General features: G+C 46.2%; 18 protein-coding genes. 12 read left to right on the top strand and 6 right to left on the bottom strand.

Annotation, left to right across the window (positions count from 1 at the left end; all coding sequences use genetic code 11):
* Positions 1-43: 43 nt before the first annotated feature.
* Positions 44-745: a FadR/GntR family transcriptional regulator gene (locus HP567_RS18345; RefSeq protein WP_173607694.1), complete on the bottom strand. Its 702-nt coding sequence runs from the start codon at positions 743-745 to the stop codon at positions 44-46.
* Between the two features lie 345 nt (positions 746-1,090).
* Here HP567_RS18345 and HP567_RS18340 point away from each other — a divergent pair, with 345 nt between their 5' ends.
* Positions 1,091-2,788, top strand: coding sequence for an L-lactate permease (locus HP567_RS18340; RefSeq protein ID WP_173607693.1), 1,698 nt, complete (start codon positions 1,091-1,093; stop codon positions 2,786-2,788).
* 236 nt (positions 2,789-3,024) lie between these two features.
* Here HP567_RS18340 and HP567_RS18335 read toward each other — a convergent pair whose 3' ends face one another.
* Positions 3,025-3,942 carry an acetamidase/formamidase family protein gene (locus tag HP567_RS18335; protein ID WP_173607692.1) on the bottom strand — a complete coding sequence of 306 codons (918 nt, stop codon included), beginning with the start codon at positions 3,940-3,942 and terminating at the stop codon, positions 3,025-3,027.
* Positions 3,943-4,408: 466 nt separating this feature from the next.
* Between HP567_RS18335 and HP567_RS18330 the strand changes: the two genes are divergently transcribed.
* The 4 genes from HP567_RS18330 (at position 4,409) to HP567_RS18315 (ending at position 7,856) form a co-directional block, all read left to right on the top strand.
* Positions 4,409-4,870 (top strand): EVE domain-containing protein, encoded by a 462-nt coding sequence (locus tag HP567_RS18330; RefSeq protein WP_173607691.1) that lies wholly within the window; start codon positions 4,409-4,411, stop codon positions 4,868-4,870.
* Positions 4,871-5,320: 450 nt separating this feature from the next.
* Positions 5,321-6,181, top strand: a complete 861-nt coding sequence (locus tag HP567_RS18325) for an MBL fold metallo-hydrolase (RefSeq protein WP_173607690.1) — start codon at positions 5,321-5,323, stop codon at positions 6,179-6,181.
* 52 nt (positions 6,182-6,233) lie between these two features.
* Entirely contained in the window at positions 6,234-6,875 is a 642-nt protein-coding gene (locus tag HP567_RS18320) for a hypothetical protein (RefSeq protein ID WP_173607689.1), read from the top strand.
* 45 nt (positions 6,876-6,920) lie between these two features.
* Entirely contained in the window at positions 6,921-7,856 is a 936-nt protein-coding gene (locus HP567_RS18315; RefSeq protein WP_173607688.1) for a DUF4261 domain-containing protein, read from the top strand.
* A 122-nt stretch (positions 7,857-7,978) separates the two neighbouring features.
* On the opposite strand, the gene HP567_RS18310 is transcribed toward HP567_RS18315, so the two are convergent.
* The 3 genes from HP567_RS18310 to HP567_RS18300 form a co-directional block, all read right to left on the bottom strand.
* Positions 7,979-8,818 (bottom strand): hypothetical protein, encoded by an 840-nt coding sequence (locus tag HP567_RS18310; protein WP_229088069.1) that lies wholly within the window; start codon positions 8,816-8,818, stop codon positions 7,979-7,981.
* Positions 8,819-9,577: 759 nt separating this feature from the next.
* Positions 9,578-10,609: a YkvI family membrane protein gene (locus HP567_RS18305; protein WP_173607687.1), complete on the bottom strand. Its 1,032-nt coding sequence runs from the start codon at positions 10,607-10,609 to the stop codon at positions 9,578-9,580.
* A 156-nt stretch (positions 10,610-10,765) separates the two neighbouring features.
* Positions 10,766-12,160 carry a hypothetical protein gene (locus HP567_RS18300; RefSeq protein WP_173607686.1) on the bottom strand — a complete coding sequence of 465 codons (1,395 nt, stop codon included), beginning with the start codon at positions 12,158-12,160 and terminating at the stop codon, positions 10,766-10,768.
* Between the two features lie 234 nt (positions 12,161-12,394).
* On the opposite strand from HP567_RS18300, the gene HP567_RS18295 reads away from it, so the two are divergent.
* The 3 genes from HP567_RS18295 (at position 12,395) to HP567_RS18285 (ending at position 15,896) form a co-directional block, all read left to right on the top strand.
* Entirely contained in the window at positions 12,395-13,696 is a 1,302-nt protein-coding gene (locus HP567_RS18295) for an AAA family ATPase (RefSeq protein ID WP_173607685.1), read from the top strand.
* Between the two features lie 12 nt (positions 13,697-13,708).
* Entirely contained in the window at positions 13,709-15,427 is a 1,719-nt protein-coding gene (locus tag HP567_RS18290; RefSeq protein ID WP_173607684.1) for a hypothetical protein, read from the top strand.
* 169 nt (positions 15,428-15,596) lie between these two features.
* Positions 15,597-15,896, top strand: a complete 300-nt coding sequence (locus HP567_RS18285) for a MarR family winged helix-turn-helix transcriptional regulator (protein ID WP_173607683.1) — start codon at positions 15,597-15,599, stop codon at positions 15,894-15,896.
* Between the two features lie 60 nt (positions 15,897-15,956).
* Here the strand turns inward: HP567_RS18285 and HP567_RS18280 are convergent, their stop codons facing one another.
* Complete coding sequence (locus HP567_RS18280) at positions 15,957-16,835, bottom strand: 5'-3' exonuclease (protein ID WP_173607682.1); 879 nt, start codon at positions 16,833-16,835, stop codon at positions 15,957-15,959.
* Between the two features lie 252 nt (positions 16,836-17,087).
* On the opposite strand from HP567_RS18280, the gene HP567_RS18275 reads away from it, so the two are divergent.
* The 4 genes from HP567_RS18275 (at position 17,088) to HP567_RS18260 (ending at position 19,549) form a co-directional block, all read left to right on the top strand.
* Entirely contained in the window at positions 17,088-17,294 is a 207-nt protein-coding gene (locus HP567_RS18275; RefSeq protein ID WP_047067213.1) for an alpha/beta-type small acid-soluble spore protein, read from the top strand.
* A 186-nt stretch (positions 17,295-17,480) separates the two neighbouring features.
* A complete protein-coding gene (locus tag HP567_RS18270; RefSeq protein ID WP_173607681.1) occupies positions 17,481-17,738 on the top strand; it encodes a hypothetical protein in 258 nt (85 codons plus the stop codon).
* Positions 17,739-17,842: 104 nt separating this feature from the next.
* Positions 17,843-18,718, top strand: coding sequence for a M23 family metallopeptidase (locus HP567_RS18265; RefSeq protein ID WP_173607680.1), 876 nt, complete (start codon positions 17,843-17,845; stop codon positions 18,716-18,718).
* Positions 18,719-18,733: 15 nt separating this feature from the next.
* Positions 18,734-19,549 carry a GTP pyrophosphokinase gene (locus HP567_RS18260; protein WP_173607679.1) on the top strand — a complete coding sequence of 272 codons (816 nt, stop codon included), beginning with the start codon at positions 18,734-18,736 and terminating at the stop codon, positions 19,547-19,549.
* Positions 19,550-19,612: the final 63 nt, after the last annotated feature.

Raw genomic sequence — 19,612 nt, 5'->3', positions numbered from 1 at the left:
TGATGTCATCTGATGACTTGTTTAAAAAAGAAAATGCTTGATCTTAATCAAACATTTCTTTTTCTACGCCAAGTAGGTGGTAGAGCATGGATTCTTCGGCTCTTTTGGAATTTTTGTTAGCGATAGCCTTGAAAATTTCCTTGTGTTCAGCCAGGAGCCGTTCCGGATTTCCTTTCGTTTGAAACATTTTTTCGCGGCTTGCTTTTAGTGCCTTGCTCATGGTCTCAGATATGGATTGCATGATTGATTCCAGAACCGAGTTATGGCATGCTTTGGCGATTTCGTAATGAAATTTCCAGTCGGCCTTTTCTCCTAAATCTCCATTTGAAACTGCTGCTTCCATTTCCTTCAATGCATCCTCGATACGTTGCAAATCTTCATCAGACCGTCTCTCGGCGGCTAGTTGAACGATTCCCGTCTCAATGATCTTCCGAACCTCCAAGAGTGACATGATGTCTTGTTCCGTGACAGGTTGAATCGGTTCAAATCCAGACAATACCTCTTCTGGATTTAAGCGGGTGACAAACGTACCTTCACCCTGACGAATGGTCACAAGACCCAACGTTTTGAGTGCACTGATTGCCTCTCGCATGGTTGACTGACCGACTCCAAAAAGGTCACTGAATTCGCGAAGAGAAGGCAGTCGATCTCCAGGTTTGTAAACGCCATTGATAATTTGATCTTTGATATAGTCAGATACTTCTTCGTACGTTTTGCGTACTTTGAATTGTGGCACCGCTTTCATTCTGCATTCACCCTTTACTTTCTTAGGGTCATCTGATGAGTTCATCCTACCTGAATTGTCAGTTATTTGTCAAGGCTGCATCCTTTCTGGCATAGGTTACGAGGGAAAGGGTACATAATTCAACTTTTAAAACAACTAGTTTCGAATATTCAAAAAATACTTGTCAAAAAAAACAAGGGTACATATAATGAGAACTGTCGAAAAGAAGACATCAGATGACCATATCAGATGGTGACACTTTGACTGTCTGGTAAATACAAGTTCGTAAGGGGGATATCAAGCCATTTTACATTTAAAATTCCGAAACCGCTTTCAAATAAAAAGAATAAAAAAGAGGTGGAAACCATGACATGGACGCAAGTTTTTACTCCGGTTGGGGGGAGTCTCGTAATCTCTGCGCTTGTTGCGCTTATTCCCATTCTTTATTTTTTCTGGGCGCTTGCGATCAAACGTATGAAGGGCTATATGGCAGGGCTGACCACTTTACTGATGGTGATCCTAGTTGCTGTATTGGTGTATCGCATGCCCGCGGGAATAGCGATAATGTCTTCGGTGCAAGGAGCCGTTTATGGTATTCTGCCCATCGGTTGGATCATCATTTCCTCCGTATTTTTGTACAAGCTCACGGTGAAAACAGGGCAATTTGATATTATCCGCAGCTCTGTCTTATCAATCACGGAAGACCGCCGTCTGCAGGCACTTCTTGTCGCCTTTTCTTTTGGAGCCTTTCTTGAAGGGGCAGCCGGTTTTGGCGCTCCTGTAGCGATTTCTGCTGCGCTTCTTGTCGGCTTGGGTTTTCATCCTTTGTATGCCGCGGGTCTTTGCTTAATTGCCAATACGGCACCCGTTGCTTTTGGTGCTATTGGAATTCCGATTATCGCCATGGAAGGTCCCACTGGCGTTCCAGCCATGGAAATATCCAAAATGGTCGGCCGCCAGCTGCCTATCCTATCTGTCTTTGTTCCCTTCTATCTGGTTGTAATCATGTCTGGATTTAAAAAGACTCTTGAAGTGCTTCCGGCGATCCTAGTTTCCGGCATTTCTTTCTCCTTGACACAATACTTGACATCTAATTTTATGGGGCCGGAGCTACCTGACATTTTATCTGCACTGGTTTCTTTGGTTGCGTTAACCTTGTTCTTAAAGGTTTGGAAACCGAAAACGATTTTCCGTTTTCCCTCGGAACAAGCAGCTACCGCGGAAGTAGCTGCCTCTGCACAAGCTATCAAGAACAGCAAAGCTCTCTTTACACCCGGACAAGTTTTCAAGGCATGGTCTCCCTTCCTGGTATTGACCGCCTTTATCTCTATCTGGGGAATTCCGACTGTGAAAAAAGCGCTGGTCGGCAAATATGAAGGGGCTAACCTTTTATTTAACTGGCTCAATCCGATTGGGAAAGCATTGAGCTTCACGCCTGAGGTCCCTGGTCTGCATAATCTGATTATCGATGGGAATGGAAAACCGATTGCTGCTCTTTTCAAATTAGAAGTATTGGCAGCAGCGGGAACAGCGATATTGTTTGCCGCCATTGTTACCAAATTTATCGTTAGCATCCCTTGGAAAGATTGGCTTGCCACTTTTGGCGAGACATTGATCGAGCTGAAATTTCCGCTGCTCACGATTGCGACTGTTGTCGGTTTTGCCTATGTTGCAAACGCTTCCGGAATGAGTACCACACTGGGGATGGCGTTGGCGGGCACAGGGGCGTTATTTCCGTTCTTTTCTCCGTTCCTTGGCTGGTTAGGGGTGTTTATAACTGGCTCAGATACTTCTTCCAACCTGCTGTTTGGAAACCTGCAAAAAGTCACAGCAACATCAGTGGGAATGGAACCTGTGTTGGCCCTAGCAGCTAATACGAGCGGTGGGGTAGCGGGTAAAATGATTTCGCCGCAGTCGATTGCCGTTGCCTGTGCTGCGGTAGGACTCGCCGGAAAAGAATCTGATTTATTCCGCTTTACGGTGAAACACAGTTTATTCTTGGTTGTAATAATCGGTATCATCACGTATTTACAGTCCAATTTACTGTCATGGATGGTTCCATAAAAAATAGCGGGTGCTGAAACAGCGCTCGCTGTTTTTTGATCCGTTCCAATTTAAGTTTAACCAGCCACGCGTTATTGGAATAGATTCAATTACTTTCCATTCGAAAAAATGATAGAGGCTCTAATTAAGTCTTCCAATATCAATTCCTCTGTCAATGACTACCGCCGTATGTGGACTGCATATATGGTGGTATGGGAAGAAGGGGGCTATCCGTCCTCTCTTAATCCTTGAGCGGGCTAGGATTTGCGAACAGGTAAATAGGCTTTTGGAATTTTACAGACGACACTGTAAGCGGGATTGAACACGTTGGCCACCTCATATTCGACGACTTGGCCGAGCAGCAGGCTTGCTTCATTTACCGAGAGTCCATAGTCTTCGACTAGCAAGGAGAGCATTTCAGTAGTTGCGTGCTGGAGCGCTTGTTCGAGCGGTCTGGCGTTGCCGATGCAAGACAAGTGAGTGTCGGACTCCACCCTCGGCCATTTTATCGTCTTGCCCTTATGCACACGGACGGAAAAACGGACGTCTAACGATATTTCTATACCCGTGCCAACAATTTCGCCGCATCCCTGTGCCACATGTCCATCGCCAAGATGAAAAAGCGCGCCTTCCGCAAACACTGGAAAGTAGACAGAGACACCGGCAACTAACGCTTTGTAGTCCATATTCCCGCCGTAATTGCCGCTTGTCGCCGATGATATGGCCTGATCTCGGGAAGGGGCTACACCGAAACAGCCGAGAAACGGACGAATCGGCAGGTTCAGGTATTCTAAACCGGGTGTCGGCTCCTCTAACCTCGCTATACCCTGCGCAGCATCCACCTGCCAGCGGACGATTTCCAGAGTGGGCAATGTTGTAGCTGTCAGCGGATCGACTACGTTAGGCGCAAGCACATTGGCTGTCCATCCCCAGTCCCGGTTTGGCGTCATCGATTCCAGCTTAACCTCCAACACATCACCTGGTTGTGCGCCTTCCACGTAGAAGGGACCCGTCATCGGATTTCCTCTGGGGGCAACGCTTTCTCCCATGTGATCCCATCCTCTTGCATCGATGGTAGAGGTGATAACCGTGTCGCCGTCGTTTATAACCAGCGCCGGTTCATAAGAGCCGAAATTGATGTAATACCGTTGCGGTTGAAACGTATGTATGGCCATTTCATTCACTGCCTTTCCTGGAATGTTTGAAGTTAAATATCCGAATATTTGTTTATACTAATTCCTAGTATGGAGGATAAAATCCTTTTCGGTATCTTATCCAAGTTTTCTCGATGTAATATTGACTAGTGTCTGATACTTTATTTTCTTTTGACAGTAGCTATCTTGAAACACATTATCGGTTGCTCATTCCTCTCCCATTTACAAGGTGATCGTAATAATCTTTAATAAATTCGGTTTTGTATTTGGAGAGAGTAGAACTAAAACCATTGGAAAAATGATAAAACGTTACTGACATACTGTTGTCAGTAACGTTTTTATATAGTCACGTTGAGATGATATATGAAGGAACATTTATGCCAAATACTATACGTTCTTGAAATGCACAATCGTCATCTATTCTGAAGACGAAACGTTGTAATTAGCAAGAAACGTATAAATTTTAAAGAAGGAAGGGATAGGAACGATGCCGATCAAGGTAACAATCCAGAAAAGTCGCTACTGGATTGGAGTTGTATCTGCTTCACATGTAAAACGGGGGGTGCTGGGTGGATTCGCCCAGCTCTGTCATGGCAAGTCGGCACCGTTGCGTCGGATGTCTCCCGGTGATTGGTTGATATACTATTCTCCACGAACAGACTTGTCTAAGGGGGAAGTGCTTCAAGCATTTACCGCTATTGGACAAGTTGCAGATGACAAAATCTACGAATATCCGATGTCCGAATCCTTTGTGCCATATCGTCGGAATATCCGCTATATTCCGTGTCGCGAAGTGAAGATTGCCTCTCTATTGGATCAGCTTACCTTCACGCGCGGGAATCGAAATTGGGGATATCACTTCCGCTATGGTCACTTTGAAGTCGGTTTCGAAGATTTTCTGACGATTGCTGGCGCAATGCTTGGCGATGTGGAAGGTATCCACGAGTAGATAAGTGAATGGCAGCCGTTTTTTAGCGGCTGCCTCTTTCACCTCATTCCCAATCCCGAAACACTATATTTTAACAGGAACGTATAGATACGCCTTCGCGAGGATTTTATCTTCGATCCCTGTGACATTGGACTCCAAATGAAGTAAAACAGGACGGGGCTATCGTCAACAAAGCTGCCAATACAGACTCGTAAGCTTATTTATTATTTATGATTTTCTATCCTTGGAAAAGTTATGCAACAGATCCTTTGCCTACTATCGGTAAACACAAGGTGTTTTCTTCTCCAGCTTCTAGAGGGTGCTCGAATGCCGTGAATGGGCAAAATCGTATCTCAGGGGTATCTACAAAAACACATGGTAACACTGGCGTTTTTGTTTGTGCGAGAAGGTAGTGGTGTGTGATAACATGGAAAATATTTCTGTTGGCGTATTTGGAAGGGGGAGAAGGAAATGTCCACGATCGAACAGATTACCGAACATATCTTGATTATGCATGCAAGTCATGACACAGATCGCCCGATCCTAGCAGCCATTACGGGGGCAAGAAAAACCCTCTTGATCGATGCTGGAAATTCACCGGCGCATGCCGCGTTGTTTCGTCAGGAGTTGCAAAGGCTAGGTGTTCGTCTTCCAGATCTGCTCATATTGACTCATTGGCACTGGGATCATACATTTGGAATGTCAACATGGGATCTACCTACCATCGCGCAGGCAAAAACCGCACATTCATTGAGTAAGCTGATGGGGCTGGAATGGTCGGATGAAGTCATGGAACAGCTTTGTAAGGAGAAGATCATCAATGCCAGCACGATGGCGAACATCAGAAAAGAGTACGGAATGAACCGGGACTTGATCCGAATAGTCGAGCCGGATATCCTATTCGATGAATCGATCACGATCGACCTTGGTGGCGTGACATGTCAGGTGAACCATGTCGGAGGTGATCATTCGGAAGATTCGTGCTATGTGTACGTAAAAGAAGATCAAACGCTGTTCCTAGGAGATGCCTTGGGTCCCTCTGTCTATGGAGGACCGCGCAGTTATACAGCCTCCTGTTTTCTGCGCCTGTTGAAGCAAGCGTACCAGTCTGAAGCAATCCTTTTCGTGGAATCGCATGGTCGGCCATTGGACCGAGCTGCCTTTCAAAAGGAGCTCAGTGATTGGGAGCAGCTAGCTCGACTTACAGAGCAATACGGGCAAAACAGAGAACGGATCGTAAGCGAGATGTGTACCTTTCTCCAGGTATCAGAGCTTCCACATGAATTTTCAGAAGCTCTCGAATGGTTCATGGTAGGGGCTACCTACCAATGATGTATTTAGACGGGTTATTGACAGTATCTTGGGAATGAAAGGAGAATCTAACATGAGCATTTGGCCTAAGCCTTTCTTGGAGCCCGAAGTATTAAAACAGCGTCTGCTTATCCTGAGCGCACTGGATATTGTATTGTGTGAAGAGGAGTGGCTGCGCAGATATCAGTTCGATCCGCAATGGGATGAAAACACGACATTCGCGAGCGTTAGCAACGGTTCAGGCGACGATCTTTACATCCTGTTCACCCCTGAGGGTGTTATTGTAAAAGGATTCGATCATGAATCGGAAATGAGTCCACATACCAGGGAAGAATACGAAGTCTGGCCTGGTATCTATGAGCAAATCCCTCCTGCTTTGCTTCATCGACTCGATGACGAAGCGTTAACCAAGGAGGAAGTTACATTTTGCCTTTGGCGAGAATCTACCGATCACGTATGGAAAACGGGAGACGTACATAATCCGCAAGGGCTGGATGACGGATCAAATTTTTTGCTTGGGATGATATATGATCATCCAGAAGACTATGTAGAGTGGGCGGAGGCCTACTACGAGGTGAAGGTCCCACTTGATGTAGTTGGTCATGTATTTACGAATACTTCCATCACTAAAGAAATGATGATGGGGCTGAATCCAGAAGTTGATCTGGAAATGGCGATGAAGGAGCTTCAAGCAATCGGTTTTACCGTTACATAAAGGACGCCATGACTCATAAAACCACATTGGAAAGAAGATGACGATATGCCAAAAGGTATGTATTCTCAAGGAGTTGCCGTCTTGCTGTCAACGGCGGTTCCGATTCACAAAATAGCAGATATGCTCAAAAATCAATTCGAAATTGCGAACATCATGGAAACGTTCGACCAATGGGTGTTTAGCGGCCCTAGCTTGCTTATTCCGTATCGTCCAGAAGTAAACGGATATATTCAGGTCGATGTCGTCGATAAGCCTTGGCCGGATGCAATGGGAGACCCAGCAGAAGATACGATGCTGTTTGGCGCTTGGTCGATGGGCTTTTTCGGACCGTTTACGTTCTCGAATAGCCTGGAGCGGGCAGCTCAGCAGTCGTGGGGATATCCCGAAGGGCGGCAAGCCGCATCTGAGCACGGAGCGTTTATCCGTATTCGCTCTTCTTTCGTGCTAGGGGAGTCGGACGATCAGGCTCCTGTGCTGCCTGAAGATTATGAAGCGCTCCCGGAGTTGATGACGGTCACTGCCATCGCTGAGTCGCTGTTGAAAATGCCAGAAGCCCTTTGCTTTTTTAATCCGAATGGGGAGTGCGTCGCGTCTGCCGAGCTGATGCAAGAGCTGAATCAACGTTATGAGCAAATCCAGCTCCTTCCGCTGGAGCTATGGTCCAATGTCCGGTTGTTCAATCTTTCAGAGGGATGGCTCTTGATGGATACCGTCGGCATGCAGCAGTTGGATGTGATCGATCATGAGGCGGTATTTAATGGGGATGCCTACGATCCGAATGAGGTCGCGAGTTTCTTGCGCAATATATCGAACTATGTATACGAGAATGGTCCTGTTATCAATGACGGCGATACAACCGATGGGCCGGGGGATGAAATTTGGAAGTGTGTCTTGTTGGAGGAAGGGTTGGCAAGCCCTCCGCGTGATGTGCTTCGCTGGTATCCGTTAGATGGAAGGGAAAAGCCTGCTGGATTGGAATAATCACTTAGGAGTACTAGGAACTTAATAGGAAAAAGCACGACCATCCCCCTGTTTCAGGAGATTGTCGTGCTTTTATTTGTTAGTATGAGAATTTAAGAGAAGTCAGGCTCACTGGTACCTACTTATTTGATAATCTCCTCATAGATCAGCTTGCCGTCATGCGTATACACGCCAATCTTTTTGGTTCCCGAGATGGTGTACTCGATGGCGACTGTCTCATTCGTAGGAGTGATCAGCAATTGATGTGGAAAGTTGAAGCTTTGATTGTTAGCTGTGTTCGCAATGACCTGGGTATCCGTATGGAATAATTGTCCCGTCTGCTTGAGCTCTTTTATTTGTTCTGGCTTATTTAGCACATATTGTTGAGGGGAGACGACTTTATCTGCTGCATTTATTTTAGTAAAGGTATATTGCTTGTTGGTTTTCGTCACAGCCAGAAAATGGCCATCGGATGTCGGGTGGATAAACGCATACTTTTTGGAAACTATGAGTCCCTTTTTATTCATCAGCACATAAAATTCTTCGTTCCCCAGCTTGCCTGAGACAATAAATGCTCCACTGTGCATATTCGATTCAACTTTATAGTTACGAGAAGACTTCAGCATAATTTTGCCTTCATTGCTGATAAAATGCGTCTGTCCATTTATTTTTACTCGATGCCAGCCTTCACCATACCCGAAATATTCATCGAAAAATGGCTTGCTCAGTATTTTTCCGTGAATAGTTCGCATGCCCATCTTGTAGTATTCGTTCCCTTTTGCGTCTTTTACCATTTCACCATAGGGCAAGTAGTACGGATCAAACGTTTTCGTAGTCCGTTCGGCTAAGTAGAATGGATGATCCGCGTCGGGAAACTTCTTGGTAATTTTCCCTGTTTTGGCATTGTACAGATACGGCAGGTTTCCCGGATAGTCCGTGCCCGTAAACCATTCTCCATGTATCTGCTTGAGAAGAGCCAACATCGCAACAGGTAATCATTTTCTTAACATTGCCCTGCTTATCGTAGAAGTAATAGTCCATATGCTTAAAAAAACCAGTATCAAACAAATAACCGTACCCATTTTGGAGTGGGTACACCTCACTTTTATAGGGGGGCACAATGCTTTTTAATACTTTTCCAGACGTTGAAACCAAAGACATGGTGTACTGCGTTGGGGGTGAATCGCGCTTGTAAAGTGGTTGCTTCGTGAAAAGAAAGAATGGCTCTGTCAAATGAGACGGTATTTGCAGGTTTTGATACACCACTGGCAATTCCGGTAATCTTGATGAGTCTTGCTGCTCTTCGGCCTTGATTGGAGAAGTTGAGAAGAAGGTGAGTAACAGAACGAGCATGGTTTTTAATAAGGTAAAAAATTTCACGATAGGAATTCCTTTCTAGTAGGTTGATGAGTTGGTCCTTAATCTATGCCGGTTCCATGGTTACAAATGTTACCATACGTTTGTAAAAAAATGAAAGAGTTATTAATGTGGCTACGAATTTTATTCAACTCAGGGAACAAAGAATCCATCAGAAGTATATATTACGAGAAACAAATCAGCGAAAATGTAAATTCCGTATTTTATATCTAATTATTACATTATTGTTCGGTTTTAAAGCGACCTCTTTGTGCCTTGTTAAAAAAATTACGGGGGTAATACTTTTATGTGGGCCCTTCATTCACTTTAAATCCGAACATTATCGGCATGGAAGAAGGGGCGGAAATGTTTTAATGGTTCTGCAATCAAAAACGCTTTCTGATTACATTCCCTGGAACCGAAATCCGACAGAGCGTAGACAACCCCAAATACCCAAACAACGGATACAAAAACATGAGCAACTGACTATACCCAATCAGGCACAATACGAAAGCAGTAGAGAACAAATACAAATATAGCCGCGATTCCGGAACGTCCAGTAATTCACGCAACTGCTGACCAATTCCGAATACATTAGAAATCAATGTAGTAAAAATCTCGGAATAGAGCACGAAAACAAAGAACAATTGAAGCCACTCGTTCCATTGGTCTGTTACAAAAAGGATCGGGATATTCATGAGACGGACGTCGTCCCAGTTGGCCAACATGGCCGTATGGACGACGAGGAGCATGAATCCAAGCACGACTCCGCCAATGACGGCTGCCCGAAACAAAACAACCTTGTCGCGGATCGCATAGCCGATCGGGATGAGAACGGATTGGGCCATGGCCAGATTAAACGACACGTATAAGACTGTTTTCCATAAGAAGGAGTAATCGGATGGGGGTGAGAGAGGCATGGGAGATTCTGCGGTGCCATCCAGCAAAATGAGCAAAGCGAACAATACCATGGACGGAACGACAATCGCATTCACGACGAGTAGCTGCTCCAACCCTTTTCGCAGAATCAACAGGGCGAGCAAAACAGTGGCTGTGGTCCCGATCAAATACGGGATGTCAAACTGCTCCTCCAAGACTGAGCCCGCTCCTGCCAACATGACAGTCGTTACGCCAAAAAGGGTGAGAAAGACCAAAATATTCATCGTACGACCAATCATCGGTCCAAACAGTTTTTGATTAAAGGATTCATAGGAGGGTGTGCGCAATTGATGAGCGATTAGCATCATCTTGTAGCCCAGCCAGACAAAAAGAGATGTGGCGAGCAGGATGCCGATTGTTCCGGCATGGCCGTAGGCGGTGAAAAACGCGAGTATTTCTTGACCGCTCGCAAACCCGGCGCCCACGACGGTCCCAATGTACGTCGCTGCGACTTGGATACTTTTTCCCCACAACTTCATACTGGTTTTTTCCTTTCCTATCCAAATAGAGGCTAGTACAAGTGTATGAGTCTCGGAGAAAAACAGAATGAGAAAACTCGTCTATCTCATAACCTAACCAAGGAAAAAAAGCGAATGGCTCGTGACCATTCGCTTTTTCGTATAAATACCGACATTTTACAGAAGAAACATCGCCACGATTGTCGTCACCAAAAGCCCAATCGCCACGGGATACAAATTTCGTCTTGCCAGCTCAAAAGGATCTACTCCACAAATGGCTGCAGCAGGTATCAATGCCCAAGGAATGATCGTTCCACCGCCGACCCAGATGGCGGCAATTTGTCCGAGCGCTGTTAACGTTGCGGCACCGGCACCCAGAGCAGTTGCAAACAGTTGGGCCAAAGAGCCAGCCAGTGTAATCCCGGAGAAGCCTGAGCCATCCAGCCCTGTAATGACACCCACTGCGGATACTGTGAGGGCAGCTACTTCCTTGCTAATGGGAATCGTATGTGCAAGCGCCACACCGAGGTCATTTACGATTCCGTGTGATCCCTGTGGCAGCACCTCCCCAAACACCTTGATAAACCCACTGTCCCCCATATAAAAGAAAGCAGCAATCGGGATGACCGGACCAAATACTTTAAAGCCGAACTGAAAGCCTTGAATGAGATGTGTGGTTACCTGCTCGAGACCACTTTGCTTGTGCGCCAGCATCGTTGCGATGATGAGGATGAGCAAGGCGGTTCCGCCCACAAGCGCCGTTGCATCACCTCCGCGTAAATCAAAAGCAAACATGGCCACGACATCAAGGACAAATAATACTGGTACGAGCCCAGCCAACGTACGCCGCACGCCATCTGACAACGGGACTCGTGCGGAAGTAAAAACAGCATCGGGGACGACTGTCTCTTTGGGAGATGCAAGCACGCCGAGCTTCATGTCTTTTTTCAAATACCAGAATGCAATTGCAGTAGTCACCACGCCCATAATAATAACGAGAGGGACGCTAGCCGAAATCACGTCCGAAACAGGAATTCCTGCGGCTTTGGCCGTTAAAGTGGGAGCGCCTTGAATAATATAATCGCCGGACAGTGCAATCCCATGTCCAAACAAGTTCATCGAAACGGCGACACCCATCGCAGGCAAGCCAGCGCGCAATGCCACAGGTAACATGACAGCTCCGATCAGTGCGACAGCTGGAGAAGGCCAGAAAAACCAGGAAATGACCATCATGACGATCCCGATGACCCAATAAGCCCATGCAGGATTTCGAACCAAATGGGTCATCGGCCGAATCATCGTTTCATTTACGCCCGTATCGGTCAAAACGTGACTCATCGCAACAATGATGCAGATGACTAAAATCGTCGGCAATAGCTCGGTAATCGCGTAGATGAAGCTGCCGAATATTCCGCCGACGGCTGTTGTCACAGAGCCTGTCGCGACGAACCCGATGATCGCTATACCCACGATACTGATCAAACTCGTATCTTTTCGCAAAACCATCACAAGAATAATGCCGATTACGAACAAGACATACACACCATGTATCCACAAAAGCTCGATTCCCATGTCGCACCCTCCTTTTTCGTTACTCCGATGAAAGTACCTTGATGTCACAACATATGCGAAAAATAGGCCATGGGTGAACGCACATCCTAGAGCAGACGGGTGAAGCATCTGCAAAACTGGCATTTTTGTCCACGATATGCCACTATTAATGAATGACGTATATTTGGGTTCCAAGCAAGAGAGGGGGATCGGCATATCGACGTACGTAACCAGTCCGTCGTGAAGCCAACTACGATGAATTCGACTACACCCATCCAACGTAAAATGGACCAGGCAATTGAGCTATTGGAGCGCCGTTTCCTGGAAAGAAGTGAACTGATTCGCCTTTTAATGCTCGGCATCATGAGCGGAGAAAATGCTTTGTTAATCGGTCCGCCGGGTACAGCCAAGTCTCAGCTAGCACGATCAGTCTCTCAGCTTTTTGGATCAGAACATTGGTTCGAGTATTTGCTTACCCGTTTTACGACACCTGATGAGATATTCGGTCCAGTCTCCCTTCAGCAATTGAAACTGGATCAATACGTACGAAAAACAACGGGCTATTTGCCCAACGCCCAGTTTGCGTTTTTGGACGAAATTTTCAAAGCGAACAGCGCGATTCTGAATGCGCTGCTATCTATATTGAACGAACGAATTTATTTCAATGGCAGAGAAAAAGAGGAGGTTCCCTTGCAGTTTTTAATCGCTGCATCGAATGAACTTCCTGATGACGATGACCAATTGACTGCTCTTTATGACCGCTTCCTGTTCCGTTACGAGGTTCACTATTTGAAGCACGCATCCAGCTATGAGCGCATGTTTTCTTTGCCACCAACGCCTCTTCCCGTTGTGTTCTCGCTGTATGACGTGAAGGATATTCAAGCGGCAGCGAAGCAAGTGGTCATTCCAGAAACCATCATTTATTTCTTGTACCGCCTAAAACAAGACCTGGAAGAAAAAGAGTATGTGCTCTCCGACCGTCGCTGGAGCAAAATCGCGCATGTATGGCGTACTTCTGCCGCCTTGCATGGACGTGAGCAAGTGACGATCTGGGACACGGTTTTCACTCCGCATATGCTGTGGAATGTCCCTGAGGACTTAACCGTTATGCAGGAAGTGTTTGAACAACAATTTACGGAAATGTTGAAGAGTGATATGGAGAATGAATTGCCACTCCAGCGTTTCGGACAAATTGCGGATAAATGGAAGGAAAAAGAATCGGAGCTGCATGCCTTTCAGTTTAAAAAGGAAGTGGGCGCAAAGCTGGGCAAGGAAGCGACGGAGCGCAATGTCCGTTTGTTGGAGGAGAGTCGCGATGAGGTGGAAGACACGGCGCGAGACTTGCGTAATCGGCTCATTCAGTGGGAGAAGCGGGAGCACGATCTGCATGCCTATGTCCTGGAAAAAAACCGCTTGATTCCCCATGTAGAAAAATACGCGGTCAAATATTCGTATCTGCGCATTGAAGGCGAACGGATTTTGCAGCAGCTCCAGCGCACGTATCGGACGATTTTTGACAAGGAAATCCCCGGGGCGGATTATGATTTTACGTTGTAGGGGGTAGATCGTATGATCATTCGCGCTAGCGGTGTTGATCGCTATGTATTTGAAACATACCTCGCCTCTTCGCGCACCGCTCAGGAATGGGTTCATGAGGCGCGAGCACGAGCAGCATGGTTTGACTTGGAGCTCTTGGCTGACTTTTTCCTCGTTTTTTATTTGGAAAAGCCGGAGATCGATCTGACGCAAGAATCCACTCCTTTTCATCATTGGATGATTCGTACGCTCATGAAGCAGTATTTTACTCGCATGATTCATCCTCGTACGGTCGGGCAGGAAAGTGCGTCGTTCAAAACCGCAATCAAGGCTTTGCTGTGGCTGACCGAGACGTTTTCCGAGGAAGTGAAGCAGCGGGAGAAGGATCAACGGCCCTCTCCACTCTTAACTGGTTTGAAAGAACAGCAAGGTCAGGAAGGAAGCCAACAAGCACATCTTTCCGAGCTACTAACCGAAAAACAAAAGGCCAAGCTCGAGTTGGTCGGTTATACTCTCCAGCAGGGGAAGCGGGTCGTGGAGGACAAGCAGGAGGCCATGGACACCAAGCCGTTAGTGCGGGCAGAGGTATTGTCTTTGCAAAATCGCATTACCGAGCTGCAAGAAGAAATGAAAGTGCAGTTCACGAAACGGACCAAGCTTCTACAAAAGGTGAAAAAATTGGAGGGGGAGCTCGTCCAACGTGAAAAGCAGCTAGATCGACTGCAAAAGCAAGAGAAGGAAGCGATCGCCGCTTTTGAAAAAGAGCTGGGACAATGGCTGGAGCAATCGTTAAAGGCGACGCTATCTACTGAAGAACTCGATACGCTTTTTGTCGAAGAGGTATTTACGGCCAGTCAGCGTTTTGCGAACCGAAGCTGGGGGCATGAGCTAGGAAAGCTGCGGAGGCAAAGCTTTGAGCAGTATTTGAAGTGGATTGAGAAATTAAAGCGCCATCCTGATCTGGTCGCTTTTCTAAACGAGGTAGGCAGGCAAGTCCATCGCTTCCGAGTAAAGCGCAAAGAAATTCGCTCCAGACATTTTCCAGAGGAATACTATGATTTGCGACAATCGGGCGATATTGCACACATGCTGCCTGGTGAAGCAGTGCTTCTCGCTGATCCGGACTTCGAGGACTACTTCATGCTCAAATGGCTGGAGCAAAAGCTCATGACCTACGATACCTCGGGATGGGCAGAAGAACCGCCAAAAGGTCCGGTGATCTGCATGTTGGACACATCCCATTCGATGCGCGGAAGTAAGCTGCGGCTTGCGCAAATTTTTATCATGACGTTTGCTGCCCTTTCGATGCTGGAAAAGCGTGATTTTATCCTCCTCTTGTTCGGGGCTAAAGGTGAGATTAGAGAGCAACCGCTCTATCACAAAAAGCCGGATTGGCCTGCTTTTTACGGCCTGGCGCAAATGGCGTTTGGCGGCGGGACGCACTTCGACGCCCCGATGAAGCGAGCCATCGAGCTGGTAGAAAAGGAACAAGCGTGGCAAGGTGCGGATTTTGTCATGGTAACGGATGGAATTGGGGGCATTTCTCCTTATGTCCAAGAAAAACTCATCTCTTTGGGTCAGCAGAAACAAGTTCGCTTGCACAGCTTGATTGTGGGTTCTGCGAGGCAGCATCTTGTACAAACGTATGATCTGCTGGGTGTTTCTCACCGTGTCAAATTTGCGACGAGCTGGGAAGCGGATGGGGAGGAGAATACAGGATTGCTCCTGGATGTATTTCAAATAGCCAAATAAGTCGTTCGACGCTACTTCCAAATCTCGTCTCCTCTCGTGGGACGGGATTTTTTAGTGAAGCTTAAGAAAAAATTTATCTCTTACCCACTTTTTTCTTTATTTGTTTCGCCTATGCTGAGCGTAGCCAGGCAACCTGTTCAAATGATGGATGCTGCAAAAGGAGGACACTATGGAGGAACTGATTAAGCTGGCCAAGCTTATAAGGGGAGTCAATGTCTTGTTTTCAAATATTGCGCAAAAAGAGTTAGAGACAAATGAAATCAATTGGCAACAAGTATTGATTCTCGAAATTCTTGAAAACGGGCCAAGAACGATGGGAGACATTAGCAAGGCTGTTAATTTGTCAAACAGTACAACTTCGGGCTTAATTAGCAGGTTGGAAGAGGAAAACTTGGTACGGAGATACCGAGACCAAACGGATCGCCGAATCGTCTGGGTTTCACTGACGGAGCGACTATACAGTGCATAAAGAAATCGGCTGAAAAAAGCGGATAGACCGCTTCTTCTCAGCCGTTGATTAGGACCCTTATTAGCCAACTCTCGCTGCCATCGTACGTCCGAATTCAAGCTCGTCGAATTTGTTCTGAACGACTTGACGATCGTATTCCCATTGGGCATCCTCCAGCGCATACTCTACTGGAACATCCCGAATAATCGTAGCCAGCTTTTTGCTCAAGTACACCTGATCGCGATTTTCTTCCAGCTTGCTGCGCATTTTAGGCGTACAGCTTGCCAGATTTACATATAGGTTATCCAGATCACCATGCTCGGTAATCAGTTTTGTCGCTGTTTTTTCACCAATTCCTGGGCAGCCTGGAATACAGTCAGAGGCATCTCCCATTAAAGCTTTGACATCAACGACCTGTTCAGGTGTAATTCCCCGCAATGCCAAGAGGCTCGCTGGATTATAATGCTCGTGTTTGCCACCATTTTTCAGGATTTTAACGCTTACTCGCTCAGATACGAGTTGCAAGCTATCGTAATCACCTGTCGCAATGATCACCTCGTGTCCTTCTTCGGAAAGGCGTGTGGAGAGCGTACCTAATACATCATCGCCTTCATAGCCTGGGCAACCCAAGTTCGGAACCGAGAATGCATCCGTTACTTCTTTTACCAAATCGAATTGTGGAATGAGCTCATCCGGTGCCGCTTGACGATTTGATTTATATCCGTCATACCATTGACTGCGCACCAAAGACTCGCGCGAAGCGACATCCCAGCCCACCACGAGATGAGTAGGACGTGTCAACTCTGCGTAATCGAGCATCATTTTTGTAAATCCATAAACCGCATTTGTGTACACACCTGTTGAAGTCTGGCGATAGGCTCCACCCCAAGCAGAACCATAAAAGGCGCGAAATAAAAAGCTCATGCCATCGATGAGCAGTACTTTTCCTGAATCACTCACAAAACCTTGCCCCTCTCACTACCAAACTATACGCACCATTATAGCATAAAGGAGCGGGACAACCTTGTCAGATTTTACAACAGAAATATCAAGTGAAAACGTGCATGTACTTTTTTTACGGTGGGATGATAGTACCACAAGAGGTCAACAACCACTCTTGAATATCAACTTCCGGTCTCAAGGTGAGAAGCAAAAAACGCTAGGCGGTTCAACTCCGTCCCGGGAGAAAAAAAGCGTTGGGAGGAATCAATCATGGCAAACAACGGTGGAAGCTCCAACAACCTGCTAGTTCCTCAAGCGAACCAAGCTTTGGATCAACTCAAGTATGAGATTGCATCTGAATTCGGTGTAAATCTCGGACCAGACACTACTTCTCGTCAAAACGGTTCTGTTGGTGGCGAAATTACCAAGCGTCTGGTGAGCTTTGCTGAGCAACAAATGGCTGGCCGTCAAGTCTAACGTACTGACAAGTAAATAGCTGGATGATGAGAGGTCCCTTCAATAAGGGGCCTTTCTATTTTTCCAAACGCCGCCCTTTTCTGCCACTTGTGTGCAAACACACAAGCACAATCGCGGACTAGTCATATGGTGTAACGAACAGTTAACTATCCTCGTTTGTCCAGTGGAAAGGAGCGACGTCCGGCTATGAAGAAAAAAGAATTCAAGCAGCTTTTAAAAAAGCATCCCGAATTTGAAGCGTGGGTCCTCGAAGATTCCATGCGGATTAGAGCGGTCCGTAGCAACCCCGGTATGGCCGAAGAATTGTTTAAAAGATGGAACGACCGAAAAAAAGGGGTACTTGATTTTGAGGGCATCTCACAAAAAACCAAACGTGCAAGCGAAATGCTGACAGGCGTGCAATCCATCATGGAAATGATGTCGGATTATTCGAAGAAACAGTAAGATTACATTTGGAATGATTGGAGAAGGCTAGCTCATTAGCCTTCTTTTTCTTTTTCCTTTCAGGGTGTGTTTTGTTATACTAGAAAATGGGAGGGAGCATGTCTATGTTCAAATCAATGGTTAGTCTCATGTTGGTCACAGCATTGACGCTCGTCTCTGGGACAAGCATATTTAGCCAGACAGTAGAAGGGGTTTACGCCCAAACAACGAAGCAACAGCCAGCGATTAGCGTAACTCCAGCCAAAACATATCCTGGGGACGTTATTTTTGTACGCAGTAAGGAGCCACAAACCGTAACGTTATTCTCTCAGAACTATCGTTTGCAAAAGACACAGGATGAGTACGCCCGGTTTATCCCGATTCCTTTTAACACGAAAGCAGGGACCTATAAAGTTACCTCTGCGGACAAAAAACTTTCCGTAACAGTGACAATCGCACCGAAAAAATTCGAAGTAGACAAGCTCACGGTAAGTAAACAGCTTAACAAAATGCGACAGGATACAAATCGAATCAATGCAGATCAAAAAAAGATCAATGCAGCCAGATCAAATTCGCGAGCGATTCCATATTTCACGGAGCCGTTTCAACAGCCAGCAGTCGGAAAATTAACGACTCCATTCGGCTACCAACGTGTAGTAAATGGTGTACCAGCCAACCGGCACGCGGCGATTGACATCGCAAACAAAACAGGAACACCAATCTGGGCGAGCAACCATGGGAAAGTGGTTCTGGCCGACTCTTTGTACTTAACAGGCAATACCATCATCATCGATCACGGGTTAAATATTTTTTCCATTTATGCTCACTTGTCCAAGCTAGAAGTAAAGACAGGGCAAGAAGTGAAACAGGGACAGGTGATTGGACAAATGGGTAGCACCGGTTTTTCTACAGGTCCTCACCTTCATTACGGCATGTTAGTGGGTAATACGTATGTGAATCCGCAGCCGTTTTTTGACGCATCACCTTTCCTCTGGAAGTAATTTGGAGGTGTCTTCATGAGAGTCACAAATGTGCCAAGCAAAGTGCTCAACAACATGGTTCATTTCTTGGCGCCGTATGAACAGGCAGTTGAAGAGCTGAAGTTAAAACTAAAAGGAATTAAATACGGCTTTCAAAAAAGCGGCCGTTATTCTCCTATTGAATTTGTTGTCGGACGAGTGAAAAAAGTCGACAGTTTAATAAAGAAGGCGAACGAAAAAGGAATCGACTTTTTGGGAGATCATTGGCAAAGTGACGTCGCCAAGGAAGTCCAGGATATCGCGGGCCTTCGAGTCGTATGCCGCTATGTAGACGATGTGCGTGAGGTGCAGCAGTTGTTGCAGGAGCGGGAGGATATTGTCATTCACGATGTCAAAGACTATATAGCAGCCCCGAAGGAATCCGGCTATAGAAGTATCCACATGATCGTCTCGTATACGGTCTACCACGGTAGCGAAAAGAAAACACTTTTTTGTGAGATCCAAATTCGTACATTGGGAATGAACTTTTGGGCGACAAATGAACACGAACTGCGCTACAAATATGCGGGCAACATTCCGTCAAACGTTTTGCAGCAGCTTCATGAAGCGTCCGTGATCACCCATCAGCTGGACGTGTTGATGAACAATTTGCGTCAAGAAATTCTCACACCGGCAGAAGTTGATACGACACTGGAAGAAAAATTGGAAGAAATATTTTCTTTGTACGTCAAGCAAGATCTTGATTCCGCTGCTGCCTTGTACAGGGAACATGTCAGTGGTTTCGAAGAGGCTTTTGCGGACAATCCTAAGTTTAAAATGATCCACGATTTGTTGGGAATCCGGTTGAAATAACGTCTTTTGTTGTCTACAGACCAAATGTAACCTGAAAATACGCGACAAAGTAGGAAAGGATAT

Origin of the sequence: Brevibacillus sp. M2.1A, from assembly GCF_013284355.2 — a bacterium.
Classification (GTDB): Bacteria; Bacillota; Bacilli; order Brevibacillales; family Brevibacillaceae; genus Brevibacillus.
The sequence above is the reverse complement of the archived record's forward strand: the minus strand, read 5'-3'. Positions and strand labels throughout refer to the sequence as shown.

What these genes read in the sequence shown, in the direction of transcription:
- HP567_RS18345 (WP_173607694.1), bottom strand. Translation starts at nt 745, where the DNA reads ATGAAAGCGGTGCCACAATTCAAAGTACGCAAAACGTACGAAGAAGTA.
- HP567_RS18340 (WP_173607693.1), top strand. Translation starts at nt 1,091, where the DNA reads ATGACATGGACGCAAGTTTTTACTCCGGTTGGGGGGAGTCTCGTAATC.
- HP567_RS18335 (WP_173607692.1), bottom strand. Translation starts at nt 3,942, where the DNA reads ATGGCCATACATACGTTTCAACCGCAACGGTATTACATCAATTTCGGC.
- HP567_RS18330 (WP_173607691.1), top strand. Translation starts at nt 4,409, where the DNA reads ATGCCGATCAAGGTAACAATCCAGAAAAGTCGCTACTGGATTGGAGTT.
- HP567_RS18325 (WP_173607690.1), top strand. Translation starts at nt 5,321, where the DNA reads ATGTCCACGATCGAACAGATTACCGAACATATCTTGATTATGCATGCA.
- HP567_RS18320 (WP_173607689.1), top strand. Translation starts at nt 6,234, where the DNA reads ATGAGCATTTGGCCTAAGCCTTTCTTGGAGCCCGAAGTATTAAAACAG.
- HP567_RS18315 (WP_173607688.1), top strand. Translation starts at nt 6,921, where the DNA reads ATGCCAAAAGGTATGTATTCTCAAGGAGTTGCCGTCTTGCTGTCAACG.
- HP567_RS18310 (WP_229088069.1), bottom strand. Translation starts at nt 8,818, where the DNA reads ATGTTGGCTCTTCTCAAGCAGATACATGGAGAATGGTTTACGGGCACG.
- HP567_RS18305 (WP_173607687.1), bottom strand. Translation starts at nt 10,609, where the DNA reads ATGAAGTTGTGGGGAAAAAGTATCCAAGTCGCAGCGACGTACATTGGG.
- HP567_RS18300 (WP_173607686.1), bottom strand. Translation starts at nt 12,160, where the DNA reads ATGGGAATCGAGCTTTTGTGGATACATGGTGTGTATGTCTTGTTCGTA.
- HP567_RS18295 (WP_173607685.1), top strand. Translation starts at nt 12,395, where the DNA reads ATGAATTCGACTACACCCATCCAACGTAAAATGGACCAGGCAATTGAG.
- HP567_RS18290 (WP_173607684.1), top strand. Translation starts at nt 13,709, where the DNA reads ATGATCATTCGCGCTAGCGGTGTTGATCGCTATGTATTTGAAACATAC.
- HP567_RS18285 (WP_173607683.1), top strand. Translation starts at nt 15,597, where the DNA reads ATGGAGGAACTGATTAAGCTGGCCAAGCTTATAAGGGGAGTCAATGTC.
- HP567_RS18275 (WP_047067213.1), top strand. Translation starts at nt 17,088, where the DNA reads ATGGCAAACAACGGTGGAAGCTCCAACAACCTGCTAGTTCCTCAAGCG.
- HP567_RS18270 (WP_173607681.1), top strand. Translation starts at nt 17,481, where the DNA reads ATGAAGAAAAAAGAATTCAAGCAGCTTTTAAAAAAGCATCCCGAATTT.
- HP567_RS18265 (WP_173607680.1), top strand. Translation starts at nt 17,843, where the DNA reads ATGTTCAAATCAATGGTTAGTCTCATGTTGGTCACAGCATTGACGCTC.
- HP567_RS18260 (WP_173607679.1), top strand. Translation starts at nt 18,734, where the DNA reads ATGAGAGTCACAAATGTGCCAAGCAAAGTGCTCAACAACATGGTTCAT.